The 16255-nt window shown below is 61.8% G+C and carries 10 protein-coding genes, 1 tRNA gene and 2 rRNA genes; 5 read left to right on the forward strand and 8 right to left on the reverse strand.

Annotated features, from left to right (window positions below; all coding sequences use genetic code 11):
- Positions 1–148 precede the first annotated feature (148 nt).
- On the reverse strand, positions 149–3844 hold the full coding sequence (metH, locus tag ACK3CV_RS22880; protein ID WP_103830351.1) for a methionine synthase: 3696 nt from the start codon (positions 3842–3844) through the stop codon (positions 149–151).
- Positions 3845–4040: 196 nt separating this feature from the next.
- Between metH and iclR the strand changes: the two genes are divergently transcribed.
- From iclR to ACK3CV_RS22905, 5 genes are all read left to right on the forward strand, one after another.
- On the forward strand, positions 4041–4871 hold the full coding sequence (gene iclR / locus ACK3CV_RS22885; RefSeq protein ID WP_004936648.1) for a glyoxylate bypass operon transcriptional repressor IclR: 831 nt from the start codon (positions 4041–4043) through the stop codon (positions 4869–4871).
- 253 nt (positions 4872–5124) lie between these two features.
- Entirely contained in the window at positions 5125–5664 is a 540-nt protein-coding gene (gene gntK, locus ACK3CV_RS22890) for a gluconokinase (protein WP_033636235.1), read from the forward strand.
- Positions 5661–6998 (forward strand): gluconate transporter, encoded by a 1338-nt coding sequence (gene gntU / locus ACK3CV_RS22895; RefSeq protein ID WP_033649721.1) that lies wholly within the window; start codon positions 5661–5663, stop codon positions 6996–6998. The genes gntK and gntU overlap by 4 nt, the downstream gene beginning before the upstream one ends.
- A 98-nt stretch (positions 6999–7096) precedes the next feature.
- On the forward strand, positions 7097–8911 hold the full coding sequence (edd, locus tag ACK3CV_RS22900; protein ID WP_164142074.1) for a phosphogluconate dehydratase: 1815 nt from the start codon (positions 7097–7099) through the stop codon (positions 8909–8911).
- A gap of 54 nt (positions 8912–8965) precedes the next feature.
- Positions 8966–9607, forward strand: a complete 642-nt coding sequence (locus ACK3CV_RS22905) for a bifunctional 4-hydroxy-2-oxoglutarate aldolase/2-dehydro-3-deoxy-phosphogluconate aldolase (RefSeq protein WP_164142072.1) — start codon at positions 8966–8968, stop codon at positions 9605–9607.
- A gap of 1 nt (position 9608) precedes the next feature.
- On the opposite strand, the gene aceK is transcribed toward ACK3CV_RS22905, so the two are convergent.
- The 7 genes from aceK to rrf (ACK3CV_RS22940) all read right to left on the reverse strand — a co-directional run bounded on the left by aceK (position 9609) and on the right by rrf (ACK3CV_RS22940) (position 16251).
- Positions 9609–11363 carry a bifunctional isocitrate dehydrogenase kinase/phosphatase gene (gene aceK, locus ACK3CV_RS22910; protein WP_033649688.1) on the reverse strand — a complete coding sequence of 585 codons (1755 nt, stop codon included), beginning with the start codon at positions 11361–11363 and terminating at the stop codon, positions 9609–9611.
- Positions 11364–11432: 69 nt separating this feature from the next.
- Complete coding sequence (gene aceA / locus ACK3CV_RS22915; protein ID WP_004936630.1) at positions 11433–12740, reverse strand: isocitrate lyase; 1308 nt, start codon at positions 12738–12740, stop codon at positions 11433–11435.
- Positions 12741–12781: 41 nt separating this feature from the next.
- Positions 12782–14380 (reverse strand): malate synthase A, encoded by a 1599-nt coding sequence (aceB, locus tag ACK3CV_RS22920; protein WP_164142070.1) that lies wholly within the window; start codon positions 14378–14380, stop codon positions 12782–12784.
- 374 nt (positions 14381–14754) lie between these two features.
- Positions 14755–15684: a homoserine O-acetyltransferase MetA gene (gene metA, locus ACK3CV_RS22925; protein WP_033654730.1), complete on the reverse strand. Its 930-nt coding sequence runs from the start codon at positions 15682–15684 to the stop codon at positions 14755–14757.
- 200 nt (positions 15685–15884) lie between these two features.
- A 5S ribosomal RNA gene (gene rrf, locus ACK3CV_RS22930) occupies positions 15885–16000 on the reverse strand.
- A 45-nt stretch (positions 16001–16045) separates the two neighbouring features.
- A tRNA-Thr gene (locus tag ACK3CV_RS22935) sits at positions 16046–16121 on the reverse strand.
- Between the two features lie 14 nt (positions 16122–16135).
- Positions 16136–16251, reverse strand: a 5S ribosomal RNA gene (gene rrf / locus ACK3CV_RS22940).
- Between the last annotated feature and the right edge of the window lie 4 nt (positions 16252–16255).

The following is a 16255-nucleotide window of genomic DNA, read 5'->3' on the forward strand; positions in this document are numbered from 1 at the left end:
GGTTTGCCGCTGGCTGCCAAGCCCGGCAAGGTAATGCCGGACGGCACTGAGTTTGTCTTGCAGCGAAAACTTCATAGAACTGCACCTCCAAATGTCAGATGTGTCCAACATTTGGGGTGCAGTTCACGCTGCGCCCTTAAAGAGGAAATCAGTCGGCGTCGTAGCCTAGGTTAGGCGCCAGCCAGCGTTCGACCTCGCTCACGCTCATCCCTTTACGCGCCGCGTAGTCTTCCACCTGATCGCGCTGGATCTGCGCCACCGCGAAGTACTTGCTTTCAGGATGGCTGAAGTACCAGCCGGACACCGCCGCCCCCGGCCACATGGCGAAGGACTCCGTCAGCTCCATGCCGGTGTGGCGGTTGACGTCCAGCAGCTGCCAGATGGTCGCTTTTTCGGTGTGTTCCGGGCAGGCCGGGTAGCCCGGCGCCGGCCGGATGCCCTGATAGTTTTCGCGGATCAGCTCTTCGTTGCTCAGGCTCTCGTCGGCGGCATAGCCCCAGTGCAGCTTGCGCACCTGCTCATGCAGGTATTCGGCGAAGGCCTCCGCCAGGCGATCCGCCAGCGCCTTGACCATGATTTTGTTGTAATCGTCGTGCTGCGCGTCGTACGCCGCCGCCAGCGCGTCCTCCTCCAGCCCGCCGGTCACCGCGAAGGCGCCGAAGTAGTCGGCCTTGCCGCTGCTTTTCGGCGCCACAAAGTCCGCCAGGCAGTAGTTCGGGAAGTCGGTTTTTTCCGTCTGCTGGCGCAGATGGCGGCTCACCGCCAGCACCTCGTCACGCCGTTCGTCGCGGTACACCTCCACGTCATCGCCGACGCGGTTGGCCGGGAACAGACCGTAAACGCCGCGCGGGTTGAGGCTGCGCTCGGCGGCCAGCCGATCCAGCATCTGATTGGCGTCGTGGAACAGGCGTTTGGCCTCTTCCCCCACCACCTCGTCTTCCAGGATGCGCGGGTATTTGCCCGCCAGCGACCAGGTCATGAAGAATGGCGTCCAGTCGATGTAGTGGCGCAGCGTCTCGATGCCGGCCGCCACCGGGAACACGCCGAGCTGCCGCGGCACAGGCGGCTGATAATCGGCCCAGTCCAGCGCCATGGCGTTGGCGCGCGCCTTCTGCAAATCGACCGGCGGCGTGCGCGGCTTTTTGCGCGCATGCTGAATGCGCACCGTTTCATACTCTTTGCGGGTGCGCGCCACAAACTCGTCGCGCTGGGTGGCGGACAGCAGCGCCGACACCACGCCCACGGTGCGCGAGGCGTTTTGCACGTAGGTGGTCGGGCCGCTGTAGTTCTGCTCGATTTTCACCGCGGTGTGCGCCTTGGAGGTGGTGGCGCCGCCGATCAGCAGCGGCAGCGTAAAGCCCTGGCGCTCCATCTCTTTGGCCACGTTGACCATCTCGTCCAGCGATGGCGTGATCAGGCCCGACAGGCCGATGATATCCACGTTCTCCTCGCGCGCGGTGCGCAGGATTTTCTCCGTCGGCACCATCACGCCCAGATCGACGATTTCATAGTTGTTGCACTGCAGTACCACGCCGACGATGTTCTTGCCGATGTCGTGCACGTCGCCCTTCACCGTCGCCAACAGGATTTTGCCCGCGGAGGTGCCCTGCTGCTTGCTGGCCTCGATGTAGGGTTCCAGGTAGGCCACCGCCTGCTTCATCACGCGGGCGGATTTCACCACCTGCGGCAGGAACATCTTGCCCTCGCCGAACAGATCGCCGACCACGTTCATCCCCGCCATCAGCGGCCCTTCGATCACTTCGATCGGGCGTTCGGCCTGCTGCCGCGCTTCTTCGGTGTCCAGCTCGATAAATTCGGTGATGCCCTTCACCAGCGAATACTCCAGCCGTTTCTCCACCGGCCAGCCGCGCCACTCCGCCTGCTGCACCGCCACGTCATTATCTTTGCTGCCACGGTACTTTTCCGCCAGCTCCAGCAGGCGTTCGGTGCCGTCCTCGCGACGGTTGAGGATCACGTCCTCCACCGCGTCGCGCAGCTCGGCGCTTAAATCGTCATAAATCGCCAGTTGCCCGGCGTTGACGATGCCCATGTCCATGCCGTTGCGAATGGCGTGATACAGGAACACCGCATGGATCGCTTCACGCACCGGATCGTTGCCGCGGAACGAGAACGACACGTTGGACACGCCGCCGGAGATCATCGCGTGCGGCAGGTGGGTTTTGATGTCGGCACAGGCTTCGATAAAGTCGACGGCGTAGTTGTTGTGCTCTTCGATACCGGTAGCGACGGCGAAAATGTTCGGGTCGAAAATGATGTCTTCCGGCGGGAAGCCGACGCGCTCGGTCAGAATGTTATAGGCGCGGCGGCAGATCTCGAACTTGCGCTCGCGGGTGTCCGCCTGCCCCACTTCGTCGAACGCCATCACCACCACCGCGGCGCCATAACGGCGCACCAGTTTGGCGTGATGGATAAAGGCCTCTTCGCCCTCCTTCATCGAGATCGAGTTGACGATGCCCTTGCCCTGGATGCATTTCAGGCCTTTTTCGATTACCGACCACTTGGAGGAGTCGATCATGATCGGCACCCGGGCGATATCCGGCTCGCCGGCGATCAGATTGAGGAAGCGCACCATCGCCGCTTCGGCGTCGAGCATCCCCTCGTCCATGTTGATGTCGATGATCTGCGCGCCGCTCTCGACCTGCTGGCGCGCCACGTCGAGCGCCTCATTGTATTTCTCTTCTTTGATCAGCCGTTTGAATCGCGCCGAACCGGTGACGTTGGTGCGCTCGCCGACGTTGACGAACAGGGTGTTGGCATCGATGGTCAGCGGCTCCAGGCCCGCCAGGCGGCAGGCGACCGGGATCTCCGGCAGCCGGCGCGGCGGCACGCCCTCTACTGCGTTGGCCATCGCGGCGATATGTTCCGGCGTGGTGCCGCAGCAGCCGCCGATGATATTGAGGAAGCCGGCCTGCGCCCACTCCCCGACCTGGCGCGCCATCTCGGCCGCATCCAGATCGTACTCGCCGAAGGCGTTCGGCAAACCGGCGTTCGGGTGCGCGGTGACGTAGGTCTCCGAGATGCGCGCCAGCTCGGCGACGTACTGACGCAGTTCATCCGGGCCCAGGGCGCAGTTCAGGCCGAAGGTCAGCGGCTTGACGTGGCGCAGCGAATTGTAAAACGCCTCGGTGGTCTGGCCGGACAAAGTGCGGCCGGAAGCGTCGGTGATGGTGCCGGAAATCATGATCGGCAGTTCCACCCCCAGCGCTTCGAATTCGGTTTCCACCGCAAAGGCGGCGGCCTTGGCATTCAGGGTGTCGAAGATGGTTTCGATCATGATCAGATCGACGCCGCCCTCCACCAGCGCACGGGTCGATTCACGGTAAGCCGTCACCAGCTCGTCGAACGAGATGTTGCGGAACGCCGGATCGTTGACGTTCGGCGAGATGGACGCGGTGCGGTTGGTCGGCCCCAGCACCCCGGCGACGTAGCGCGGTTTTTCCGGCGTGCGCGCCGTCCATTCGTCGGCGCAGGTGCGCGCCAGGCAGGCGGCCTGATAGTTAATCTCGGCGGACAGCGACTCCATGTGGTAGTCGGCCATGGCGATGGAGGTGGCGTTGAAGGTATTGGTTTCAAGGATATCGGCGCCCGCCTCGAGATAGGCGTAATGAATGGCGGCGATCACTTCCGGCTTGGTCAGCACCAGCAGATCGTTATTGCCTTTCAGATCGCTGCGCCAGTCGGCGAAACGCTCACCGCGGAAATCGCGCTCATCCAGACGATAGCTCTGGATCATGGTGCCCATGCCGCCGTCCAACACCAAAATGCGCTGCGCTAACTGGCGGCGCAGTTGTTCTACTCGATTCGTCACTGTAACCCCTTCCATTGCCATCCAGCCCATTGCTCAACTGCCGCAAAAACCAACGAGTCATCCTAGCACAGCTTGTAGGGACAAAGGGGCAGACGACAATTGAGAGTTTTTCAGGTTGTGCGCCAACACCTCCGATGAGCTGACGGCGACTTGCAATTCATCGACAAAAAACGAAAATGAATTCCATCATACGGAAAAAGGAATCTCACCCATGGCCACCCCTGCTCCCGCCAAACGCGGCAAGAAGCCCCGCGCAGCAGCCCCGGCCGCCAGTGCGGCGACCGGTCAGGTACAATCATTGACCCGTGGCCTGAAGCTGTTGGAGTACATTTCGGAAGCCCAGGGCAACGTGGCGCTGACCGATCTGGCCCAGCAGGCCGGCCTGCCGAACTCCACCACTCACCGCCTGCTCACCACCATGCAGCAGCAGGGATTCGTGCGCCAGGTCGGCGATCTCGGCCTGTGGACCATCGGCTCGCACGCCTTTGTGGTCGGCAGCAGCTTCCTGCAAAGCCGCAACCTGCTGGCGATGGTGCACCCGACGCTGCGCCGCCTGATGGAAGAGTCCGGCGAAACCGTCAACCTGGCGGTGCTGGATACCAGCGAGTACCAGGCGATCATCATCGATCAGGTGCAGTGTACGGCGCTGATGCGCATGTCGGCGCCGATCGGCGGCAAACTGCCGATGCACGCCTCCGGCGCCGGCAAGGCGTTCCTCGCCACCCTGCCGGACGATCAGGTGACCAAACTGCTGCACAAGAAAGGCATGCACACCTACACGCCGCACACCCTGACGCCGCACAACCTGAAAGAGGGGCTGGCGCAGATCCGCAAACAGGGCTTCTCCTTTGACGACGAAGAACACGCGCTCGGCCTGCGCTGCGTGGCAGCCTGCATCTTCGACGAGCACCGCGAAGCCTTCGCCGCCATCTCCATCTCCGGCCCGGTGTCGCGCATCACCGACGATCGCGTGATCGAGCTGGGGGCGCTGGTGATCCACGCGGCGAAAGAGATCAGCCTGGCCTACGGCGGCGTGCGCTGATCCCACCCCTCCGAGGGGCGCCCCTGCGCGCCCTCTCTCCTGATTCCTTGCTCTGTTGTCAGCATGTAACAGGCTGTCGGCATCCTGTGTAGCGCACGGGAAAAAAGCTTGAAGCCGATCACAGTTAACGATCCTCACGGCGAAAGCCCATTGCAACCGCTCAAACTTCCTTCGACAATGTTACCGATAACATGTTACCGGTAACAAACAAACTGAACGAAGGTAACGTCACCCGGTGTTTTGGAGCCAAGCCATGACCAACAATCAAAATCGCATTTACGTCGTTATGGGCGTTTCCGGCAGCGGCAAGTCCGCCGTCGCCGCCGCCGCGGCCCGCCAACTCTCCGCCGGCTTCCTCGACGGCGACTTCCTGCATCCGCGCAGCAACATCCTGAAGATGGCCGCCGGCGAAGCGTTGAACGACGACGATCGCGCCCCGTGGCTGGCCGCGCTCAACGACGCCGCCTTCGCCATGCAGCGCACCAACAACGTGTCGATCATCGTCTGCTCGGCGCTGAAAAAGCAGTATCGCGACCGCCTGCGCGCCGGCAACGGCAACCTGTCGTTCATCTATCTGCACGGCGAATTCCCGGTGATCGAATCCCGCCTGGCGGCGCGTAACGGCCACTTTTTTAAACCGCAGATGCTGGTCACCCAGTTCGCCGCGCTGGAGCAGCCGGGCGCCGACGAAAGCGACGTGATGGCGATCGACATCAACCAGCCGCTGGACGCGGTGATCGCCGATACCGTGCGCCATATCCAGAGCTTCCTGCCGCAGGACGTGTGCGCGTGAGTACCGTAACGCTGGTCGGTACCGCAGTCGGCTCGGTTTTACTGCTGTTATTCCTGGTGATGAAGGCGCGCATGCACGCCTTCGTCGCGCTGATGCTGGTGTCCATCGCCGCCGGCATCTTCTCCGGCATGCCGCTGGACCATATCGCCGACACCATGCAAAAAGGCATGGGCGACACGCTGGGCTTCCTGGCGATCGTGGTGGCGCTCGGGGCGATGTTCGGCAAGATCCTGCATGAGGTCGGCGCGCTCGATCAAATTGCGGCGCAATTGCTGAAACGATTCGGACAAAGCAAGGCGCACTACGCGCTCGGCATCGCCGGCCTGATCTGCGCGCTGCCGCTGTTCTTCGACGTGGCGGTGGTGCTGCTGATCGGCATCGTGTTCGCCGTGGCGCGCCGCACCGATGGCAATATCGTCAAGCTGGCCATTCCGCTGTTCGCCGGCGTGGCCGCCGCCGCCTCCTTCCTGCTGCCGGGGCCGGTGCCGATGCTGCTGGCTTCGCAGATGAAGGCCGACTTCGGCTGGATGATCGCCATCGGCCTGGTGGCGGCGGTGATCGGCATGCTGATCGCCGGCCCGCTGTACGGCAGCTTTATCAGCCGCTTCGTCAACTGGCCGATGCCACCGGAAGAGAACGAGCCGACGTTGACCAAGGGCAATCTGCCGTCGTTCGGCTTCAGCCTGGCGCTGGTGCTGTGCCCGCTGGTGCTGGTCGGCATGAAGACCATCGGCGCGCGGCTGGTCACCCCCGGCTCGCAGCTGCAGCAGTGGCTGGAGTTTATCGGCCACCCGTTCACCGCCATTCTGCTGGCCTGCCTGATCGTGATTTACGGCCTGGCGAAACCGCGCGGCATGAGCAACGAACAGACGCTGGCCATCTGCTCCGCCGCGGTGCAACCGGCCGGGATCATCCTGCTGATGACCGGCGCCGGCGGGGTGTTCAAACAGATCCTGGTGGATTCCGGCGTAGGGCCGGCGCTGGGTGACGCGATGATCGGCGCCGGCCTGCCGATCGCCGTGGCCGCCTTTGCGCTCTCCGCCATGGTGCGGGTGATTCAAGGCTCGGCCACCGTCGCCTGTCTGACCACCGTCGGCCTGGTGCTGCCGGTCACCAGCCAGCTCGGGCTGAACGGCGGGCAGCTGGCCGCGCTGGCTATCTGCATCGCCGGTGGCTCCATCGTGCTGAGCCACGTCAACGACGCCGGTTTCTGGCTGTTCGGCAAATTCACCGGCGCCAACGAACTGCAAACGCTGAAAACCTGGACGGTGATGGAAACGATTCTGGGCAGCGTCGGCGGCGCTATCGGCATGATTGCATTCACGATGTTTTAAATCCTAAATCGCCCCCGGCCTTGCATACCAGGGCTGCAAATCATCCCCGGGGGCACCGCCACAGGCGGCGACTATAACAACAGCAATGTGAGGAAGGCATGATTAACCCAACCTTGTCCCGTGTCACGCAGCGCATCATCCACCGTTCCCAGGCCAGCCGCGCCGCCTATCTGGCGCGCATCGAGGCGGCCCGTTCCCAAACCGTCCACCGCGCGCAGCTGGCCTGCGGCAACCTGGCCCACGGCTTCGCCGCCTGTCAGCCCGATGACAAGACGGCGCTGAAAAACATGGTGCGCAGCGATATCGCCATCATCACCGCCTACAACGACATGCTGTCGGCCCACCAGCCGTACGAACACTACCCGCAGCGGCTGAAGCAGGCGCTGAAGGCGGTGGGCGCCGTGGGCCAGGTGGCCGGCGGCGTGCCGGCGATGTGCGACGGCGTGACACAGGGGCAGGACGGCATGGAGCTGTCGCTGATGAGCCGTGACGTGATCGCCATGTCGGCCGCCGTCGGCCTGTCGCACAATATGTTCGACGGCGCGCTGTTCCTCGGCATCTGCGACAAGATCGTGCCGGGGCTGGTGATGGCCGCCCTCTCCTTCGGCCACCTGCCCGCGCTGTTCGTGCCGGCCGGCCCGATGAGCAGCGGCCTGCCGAACAAGGAAAAGGTGCGCGTGCGCCAGCTGTACGCCGAGGGCAAGGCCGATCGTCTGGCGCTGCTGGAAGCCGAGGCCGCCTCCTATCACGGCATCGGCACCTGCACCTTCTACGGCACCGCCAACACCAACCAGATGGTGATGGAAGTGATGGGCCTGCACCTGCCGGGCGCCTCTTTCGTGCATCCGGATACGCCGCTGCGCGACGCGCTGAACGACGCCGCTGCGCGCCAGGTGACGCGACTGACCGACACCGCCGGCAACTACCTGCCGATCGGCCGCCTGGTGGACGAGAAAGTGGTGGTGAACGGCATCGTCTCGCTGCTGGCCACCGGCGGCTCCACCAACCTGACCATGCATCTGGTGGCGATGGCGCGCGCAGCGGGCATCATCATCACCTGGGACGATTTCTCGGAGCTGTCGGAGGCGGTGCCGCTGCTGTGTCGCATCTACCCGAACGGCCCGGCCGACATCAACCAGTTCCAGGCCGCCGGCGGCGTGCCGCTGGTGGTGCGTGAGCTGTTGCAACACGGGCTGCTGCACGAAGACGTGCACACCGTGGCCGGTTTCGGCCTGCACCGCTACACCCAGGAACCCTGGCTGGATAATGGCCAGCTGGTGTGGCGTGAAGGCGTAACCGGTTCGCTCGACGCCAGCGTGATCGCCAGCGTCGCTCAGCCGTTTGAACATCACGGCGGCACCAAAGTGATGGCCGGCAATCTGGGCCGTGCGGTGATGAAAACCTCGGCGGTGCCCGCCGACAACCAGATCATCGAAGCGCCGGCGGTGGTGTTCGACAGCCAGCACGACATCGTGCCGGCGTTTGAAGCCGGCAAGCTAGATCGCGATTGCGTGGTGGTGGTGCGTTTCCAGGGGCCGCAGGCCAACGGCATGCCGGAGTTGCACAAGCTGATGCCGCCGCTAGGCGTGCTGATGGATCGCGGCTTCAAAGTGGCGCTGGTGACCGACGGCCGCCTGTCAGGCGCCTCCGGCAAGGTGCCTTCCGCCATCCACGTCACCCCGGAAGCCTATACCGGCGGCCTGCTGGCGAAAGTGCGCGACGGCGATCCGATCCGCATCAACGGCCGCAGCGGCGAGCTGCAGGTACTGGTCGACGCCGACGAACTGGCCCAACGCACGCCGTGCCAACCCGATCTGAGCGCAGAACACATCGGCTGTGGCCGCGAGCTGTTCGGCGCGCTGCGCAGCCAGCTGTCCGGCGCCGAGCAGGGCGCCTGCTGCATCACATTTTAATCGATAGCCTGGCCGCATCGCCGCCTGGCAGCGGCCACAAAGGAGAACGTCATCATGAACAAGTGGAAAACAAGCGCCGAGCAGATCCTGACAGCGGGGCCGGTGGTGCCGGTGATCGTGATCAACAATCTGGAACATGCGGTGCCGTTGGCGAAAGCGCTGGTCGCCGGCGGCGTGCGGGTGCTGGAAGTGACGCTGCGCACCGCCTGCGCCATGGACGCCATTCGCGCCATCGCCCAAGAAGTGCCGGAAGCTATCATCGGCGCCGGTACCGTGATCAATCCGCAGCAGCTGCGTGAAGTGACCGAGGCCGGCGCGCAGTTCGCCATCAGCCCGGGGCTGACCGACGAGCTGCTCAAGGCAGCCACCGCCGGGTCCATTCCGCTTATTCCGGGCATCAGCACCGTTTCCGAGCTGATGCTGGGCATGGATTACGGCCTGCGCGAGTTTAAATTCTTCCCGGCGGAAGCCAACGGCGGCGTAAAAGCGCTGCAGGCGATCGGCGGCCCGTTCCCGCAGGTGCGCTTCTGCCCGACCGGCGGCATCTCGCCGGACAACTACCGCAGCTATCTGGCGCTGAAAAGCGTGCTGTGCATCGGCGGCTCCTGGCTGGTGCCGGCGGACGCGCTGGAAAGCGGCGACTACGCGCGCATCACCGAACTGGCGCGCGCCGCCGTCGCGGGCGCCCAGGCCTGATTTACATCGCAGCGGTGGCGGCCGGCAGCGCCGCCCCGCTGCGCTGGCTGAACCGCTGCTTCTTGCGGTAAGCGAACACGTCTTCCACGTGCCCCTCGCGGATGCGCTGCTGTAACCCGCGCCAATACTCCGCGGTAAACAGATCGCTGTGCAATTCTTCAAACACCTGCCGAATGCGCCGATCGCCGCACAGGAAGTGGCGGAACTCCTCCGGAAACACGTCGTTGGGCGCGATGCTGTACCACGGCTCGCTGGCCAGCTCGTCCTCCGGATAGCGCGGCGGCGGAATGTCGCGGAAGTTGACCTCGGTCATGTAGCAAATTTCGTCGTAGTCGTAGAACACCACCCGCCCGTGGCGCGTCACGCCGAAGTTCTTGAACAGCATGTCGCCGGGGAAGATATTGGCGGCGGCCAGCTGCTTGATGGCATTGCCGTACTCTTCGATCGCATCGCGCATCTGCTGGTCGTTGGCCTGCTCCAGATACAGGTTCAGCGGCGTCATGCGCCGTTCCATATACAGATGTTTGATCACGATGCGATCGCCGAGATCTTCCAGCTTGCCCGGCACTTCACGCTGCAGCTCCGCCAACAGCGCCGGGCTGAGGCGCGCCTTGTCGACGACGAAATTCTCGTACTCCTGGGTATCCGCCATGCGCCCGACGCGGTCATGCTCTTTCACCAGCTGATAGCAGGCCATCACCTGTGCCTGCGTCACCTCTTTTTGCGGGGCGAATTCGTCTTTAATCACTTTAAACACCCGATCGAAGGATGGCAGGGTGAACACCAGCATAACCATGCCCTTCACCCCCGGCGCGATAATGAACTGCTCCTGCGACTGCGCCATAAAGGTCAGGTATTCGCGATAGCATTCGGTTTTGCCGTGCTTCTGGCAGCCGATCGCCATGTACAGCTCGGCGGTGGTTTTGCCCGGCAGGATCTCGCGCAGCCACTCCACCATCGCCGCCGGCAGCGGCGCATAGACCATGAAATAAGATCGGGCGAAGCCGAAGACGATGCTGGCCTCGGCCTTACCGGTCAGGCAGGCGTCGATAAACAGCGCGCCCGACTCGCTGTGGTGGATAGGCAGCAAGAACGGATAAACGCCGTCGGCCAGACGCAGCTTGCCGACCAGCCAGGCGGCCTTGTTGCGATAGAACAGTTCGTTGGCGATCTGGAAGGTTGCCCCCGCCAACTGCTGTGCGCTGAAGGCGCGTTGCAGCGCCTGAGTGATGTAGTGAATATCGCGCGTCAAATCCTCCCACGGCAGCCGCAGCGGCAGATCGCTCAGCACGCTGCGCAGCATCGCCGGCAGATCGCCATTGGGGGTGAAATCGCGCGCCAGCGGACGCGGAATGTCGCGAAAGCGCCGCTCCGGCTGCGAACTGAACACGAACAGCTTGTCCGGCGTCAGATCGCGGTGCTTGAACAGCCGGCAGTAGACCGAGTTAAAGAAGCTTTCGGCGATCTCGAAGCGCGGGTAGTCCGGCAGCAGGTCGATATAGACCGCTTTGACCCGGCTGGGGAAGTCGGCGTCGAAGTATTTCTGCCCGGTGATGCATTTGAGCTGCTCCACCACCAGGCCGACGTGATGGTCATACAGATGGATGCGCTTTTTCATCGCCCGCTGCACCGCCGGCCAGTCCGCCTGCTCGAAGCGCTGCTGCGCGCCGGCGGTCACTTCCAGAAAGCGGCCGTACTGCGCATCGAAGCCTTGCAGGATCGTCTGTGCGATCAACAACTCCAGTTTTGCCGCCATCCTTACCCCCGCCAGAAAAAGAAGCCTGCGCATGCAGGCTCCGGATGAAACGTCTTCAAGCTTGCCGCATCAGAACTGCTGTTCTTCCGTCGAACCGGTCAGCGCAGTGACCGAAGAGGCGCCGCCCTGAATAATGGTGGTGACCTTGTCGAAGTAGCCGGTGCCCACCTCTTGCTGGTGCGACGCGAAGGTGTAACCGCGATCCACCGCGGCGAACTCCGCCTGCTGCACCTTCTCGACGTAGTGTTTCATGCCCTCGCCCTGCGCATAGGCGTGCGCCAGGTCGAACATGTTGAACCACATGCTGTGGATGCCCGCCAGCGTAATGAACTGATACTTGTAGCCCATGTCCGACAGCGCCTGCTGGAAGCGGGCGATGGTCTGGTCGTCGAGGTTCTTTTTCCAGTTGAACGACGGCGAGCAGTTGTAGGCCAGCAGCTTGCCCGGGTATTTGGCGTGGATGGCGTCGGCGAAGCGCTGAGCGGCATCCAGATCCGGCGTAGAGGTTTCGCACCACACCATGTCCGCGTAAGGGGCATAAGCCAGGCCGCGGCTGATCGCCTGCTCGACGCCCGCATGGGTGCGGAAGAAGCCTTCCGCCGTGCGCTCGCCGGTGACGAAGGCGCTGTCATACGGATCGCAATCGGAGGTCAGCAGGTCGGCCGCATCGGCGTCGGTGCGGGCGATCACCAGCGTCGGCACGCCGAGCACGTCGGCCGCCAGGCGCGCGGCGACCAGCTTCTGAATTGCTTCCTGCGTCGGCACCAGCACTTTGCCGCCCATATGGCCGCATTTCTTCACCGCCGCCAGCTGATCTTCAAAGTGCACCCCGGCGGCGCCGGCGGTGATCATCGCTTTCATCAGCTCGAAGGCGTTCAGCACGCCGCCGAAGCCGGCTTCCGCATCGGCGACGATCGGCAGGAAGTAATCGGTATAGCCTTTGCTGCCCGGCTCAATCTGGTTCGCCCATTGGATCTGATCGGCGCGGCGGAAGGTATTGTTGATGCGCTCGACCACCTTCGGCACCGAGTCCACCGGATACAGCGACTGGTCAGGGTACATGGCCGCCGCGCTGTTGGCGTCCGCCGCCACCTGCCAACCGGACAGGTAGATAGCCTCGACGCCGGCCTTGGCCTGCTGCAACGCCTGGCCGCCGGTCAGCGCGCCCAGGCAGTTCACGTAGCCTTTGCGCGCCTTGCCGTTCAGCAACGCCCACAGTTTGGCGGCACCGTTTTGCGCCAGAGTGCATTCCGGGTTGACCGAACCGCGCAGGTTGATCACGTCTTCGGCGCTGTAAGGGCGGGTGATGCCTTCCCAACGGGCCGATTTCCATTCCTGTTCCAGCTGCTGGATCTGTTGAGAGCGAGAGGTAGACATAATTTTTATCCTTTCAGTCGTGTAGGGTTGATTGGGAAAATTCAGGCCAGCAGCTCATAGCCGGGCAGCGTCAGGAAATCGATTAACTCATCTTGCGTGGTGATGCGCTCCATCAGGCGCGCCGCCTCTTCGTACCGGCCGGCGTTAAAGCGCGCTTCCCCCACTTCTTCACGCACCACCAACATCTCTTCTTGCAGCATCTGGCGGAACAGCGCCTTGGTGACCGGGCGCCCGTCGCTCAGGCTCTTCTCGTGGTGGATCCACTGCCAGATAGACGTACGGGAGATTTCCGCCGTGGCCGCATCTTCCATCAAACCGTAAATCGGCACGCAGCCGTTGCCGGAGATCCAGGCTTCGATGTACTGCACCGCCACGCGAATATTGGCGCGCATCCCCGCTTCGGTACGCTCGCCATCGCACGGTTCCAGCAGCTGTGCGGCGCTGATCGGCGCGTCTTGCTCACGCAGCACCTCCAGCTGGTTTTGGCGATCGCCCAATGCTTTGTCGAATACCTCCATCACCGTGTCCGCCAGCCCCGGGTGCGCCACCCAGGTGCCGTCGTGGCCGTTGCTGGCCTCCAGCTCTTTGTCCGCCCGTACCTTGTTCAGCACCCAGGCGTTTTTCTCGGCGTCTTTGCTCGGGATAAACGCCGCCATGCCGCCCATGGCGAACGCGCCGCGCTTATGACAGGTTTTGATCAGCAGGCGCGAATAGGCGCTGAGGAAAGGTTTCTCCATGGTCACCGACTGACGATCCGGCAGCACGCGATCGCCGTGATTCTTCAGCGTTTTGATATAGCTGAAGATGTAATCCCAGCGGCCGCAGTTCAGACCCACGATGTGATCGCGCAGGTGGTAGAGGATTTCGTCCATCTGGAACACCGCCGGCAGGGTTTCGATCAGCACGGTCGCTTTGATGGTGCCGCGCGGCAGATCGAAACGATCCTCGGTGAAGCTGAAGACATCGCTCCACCAGGCCGCTTCTTCCCAGGACTGGGTTTTCGGCAGGTAGAAATACGGGCCGCTGCCCTTGGCCAACAGTTGGCGATAGTTGTGGTAGAAGTACAGCGCGAAATCGAACAGGCCGCCGGGAATGGCTTCATCACGCCACAGCACGTGTTTTTCCGGCAAATGCAGGCCGCGCACGCGAGCGATCAATACCGCCGGGTTCGGTTTCAGCTGGTAGATTTTGCCGGCTTCATTGGTGTAGGAAATGGTGCCGTTAACCGCATCGTGCAGGTTGATTTGGCCGTCGATGACTTTGTCCCAGCTTGGCGCCAGCGAGTCTTCGAAGTCCGCCATAAACACTTTTACGTTGGCGTTAAGCGCATTGATCACCATCTTGCGCTCGACCGGCCCGGTGATCTCGACCCGGCGGTCACGCAGATCTTGCGGAATGCCGCGGATCTGCCAGTCACCTTCACGAATGGAAGTGGTTTCCGAAATAAAGCCCGGCAGTTCGCCGCGATCGATATTTTGCTGCCAGCGGACACGCGCCGCCAGCAGCTCGTTGCGCCGCGGCGTGAATTTCCCCACCAGTTCCGCCAGAAATTCAACCGCTTCATCGGTCAACACCTGGCGCTCCGCTGCGGCGAAACCCTGCGTAAACCTTAATTCCGTGCCTGCTATCTGTTGCGTCATGACCTTGCTCCTTCCCATCGTTGCGCCCGCGCGACCGGCGCATTTTCATCAGAAATCACTGTGGATCAGGGCGGATGAAACGATCCTCAACTGGTCAGATCTCATCCCGATAGTTCTAAGAATACTCAACAAAAAATAAAAATCAAAAACCATTTCCATTTTATTATTAAATATTTTATTAACACTTTATTATCAACTGGTTAGATAAGATAACAATAATGACAGGTAAGGAAATCGCTTCCAGTAACTTTATGAAGACGCACTAACGCCTTGTTGAACAAAGAATTTACTGGAGAAGTGACGGATAAAAAGAGGATCTTGCTGAGGATCAACGGAGCGGCGGCCTCGATTCAGCCGCCGGCAGGCAGAAAAGATCAGTCGAGCGTCGGATTCATATGACGCAGATCGTACGGCGTGATCTGGTAGACGTAATAGTTGAGCCAGTTGGAAAACAGCAGATGGCCATGGCTGCGCCAGGTGGCTTTCGGTGTCAGTGCGGGGTTGTCATCGGGGAAGTAGTTGAGCGGAACGGCGGGATCGAGGCCGGCTTCGTGGTCGCGACAATACTCCCCCGCCAGGGTCAGCGCATCATACTCCGGATGGCCGGTGACGAACGCCAGGCGCTTGTCCCTGCTGGCGAACAGGTAGGCGCCCGCCTGTTCGGATTCGGCCAGAATATCCAGGTCGGTATATTGGCGAATCACCTCGGTCGGGAAATCGGCATAGCGTGAATGCGGCGCCAGGAAACTTTCGTCGAAGCCGCGCGTCAGCAACGCATGCTGCTGTAGCGTTTGGTGCGGGTAAACGCCGGAGAGCTTCACTTCGCGCGTCATCTTGGGAATGCCATACAGAATATTCAACGCCGCCTGTACCGCCCAGCACACGAACAGCGTGGAGGTAACGTGGTGCTTGGCCCAGTCGATCACGCGCTCGATCTGTGGCCAATAGGCAACATCGCAGAAATCGACCAGCCCCAGCGGCGCGCCGGTGACGATCAGACCATCGAAGTTCTCGTTCTGGATATCCTCGAAGTCGCAGTAGAAGTTATTCAGATGCTCGGCCGGCGTGTTCTTCGATTCGCGGCTATCGATACGCAGCAGCTGGATATCAATCTGCAGCGGCGAGTTGGACAACAGGCGCAGAAACTGGTTTTCCGTTTCGATCTTCTTTGGCATCAGGTTGAGGATCAGCACTTTCAGTGGCCTGATTTCCTGTGTTTTTGCCCGCGAGGATGTCATCACGAAGACATTCTCACCGCGCAAGAAATTGACCGCAGGTAACTCATCAGGAACACGAATCGGCATTGCTTAACCCTCACACATCCATTTATACGTTTAGACTTCTAGATGCCCGAAGATAGCGTTTTTTTCCGTCGCTGTCGAGCATTCAGCGGAAAGGTGAAAATGTTTCATTGCGCGATCTGCGCCAAGATATGAGTAGAGAGAGTAAAAGGACTGAAAAGCCAAAAGGCCATCCTTTCGGATGGCCTCTTGGCTTATTTGATGCTTGGCAGTGTCCTACTCTCGCATGGGGAGACCCCACACTACCATCGGCGCTACGGCGTTTCACTTCTGAGTTCGGCATGGGGTCAGGTGGGACCACCGCGCTATTGCCGCCAAGCAAATTCTTTTTTCTGCCGAACTTCTAAACCCACTTTAAATAAAGTGGTGCTGATACCCAGAGTCGAACTGGGGACCTCACCCTTACCAAGGGTGCGCTCTACCAACTGAGCCATATCAGCACGCTTAATTTGATGCCTGGCAGTGTCCTACTCTCGCATGGGGAGACCCCACACTACCATCGGCGCTACGGCGTTTCACTTCTGAGTTCGGCATGGGGTCAGGTGGGACCACCGCGCTATTGCCGCCAGGCAAA

It is taken from the genome of Serratia sp. TSO36 (assembly GCF_057808395.1).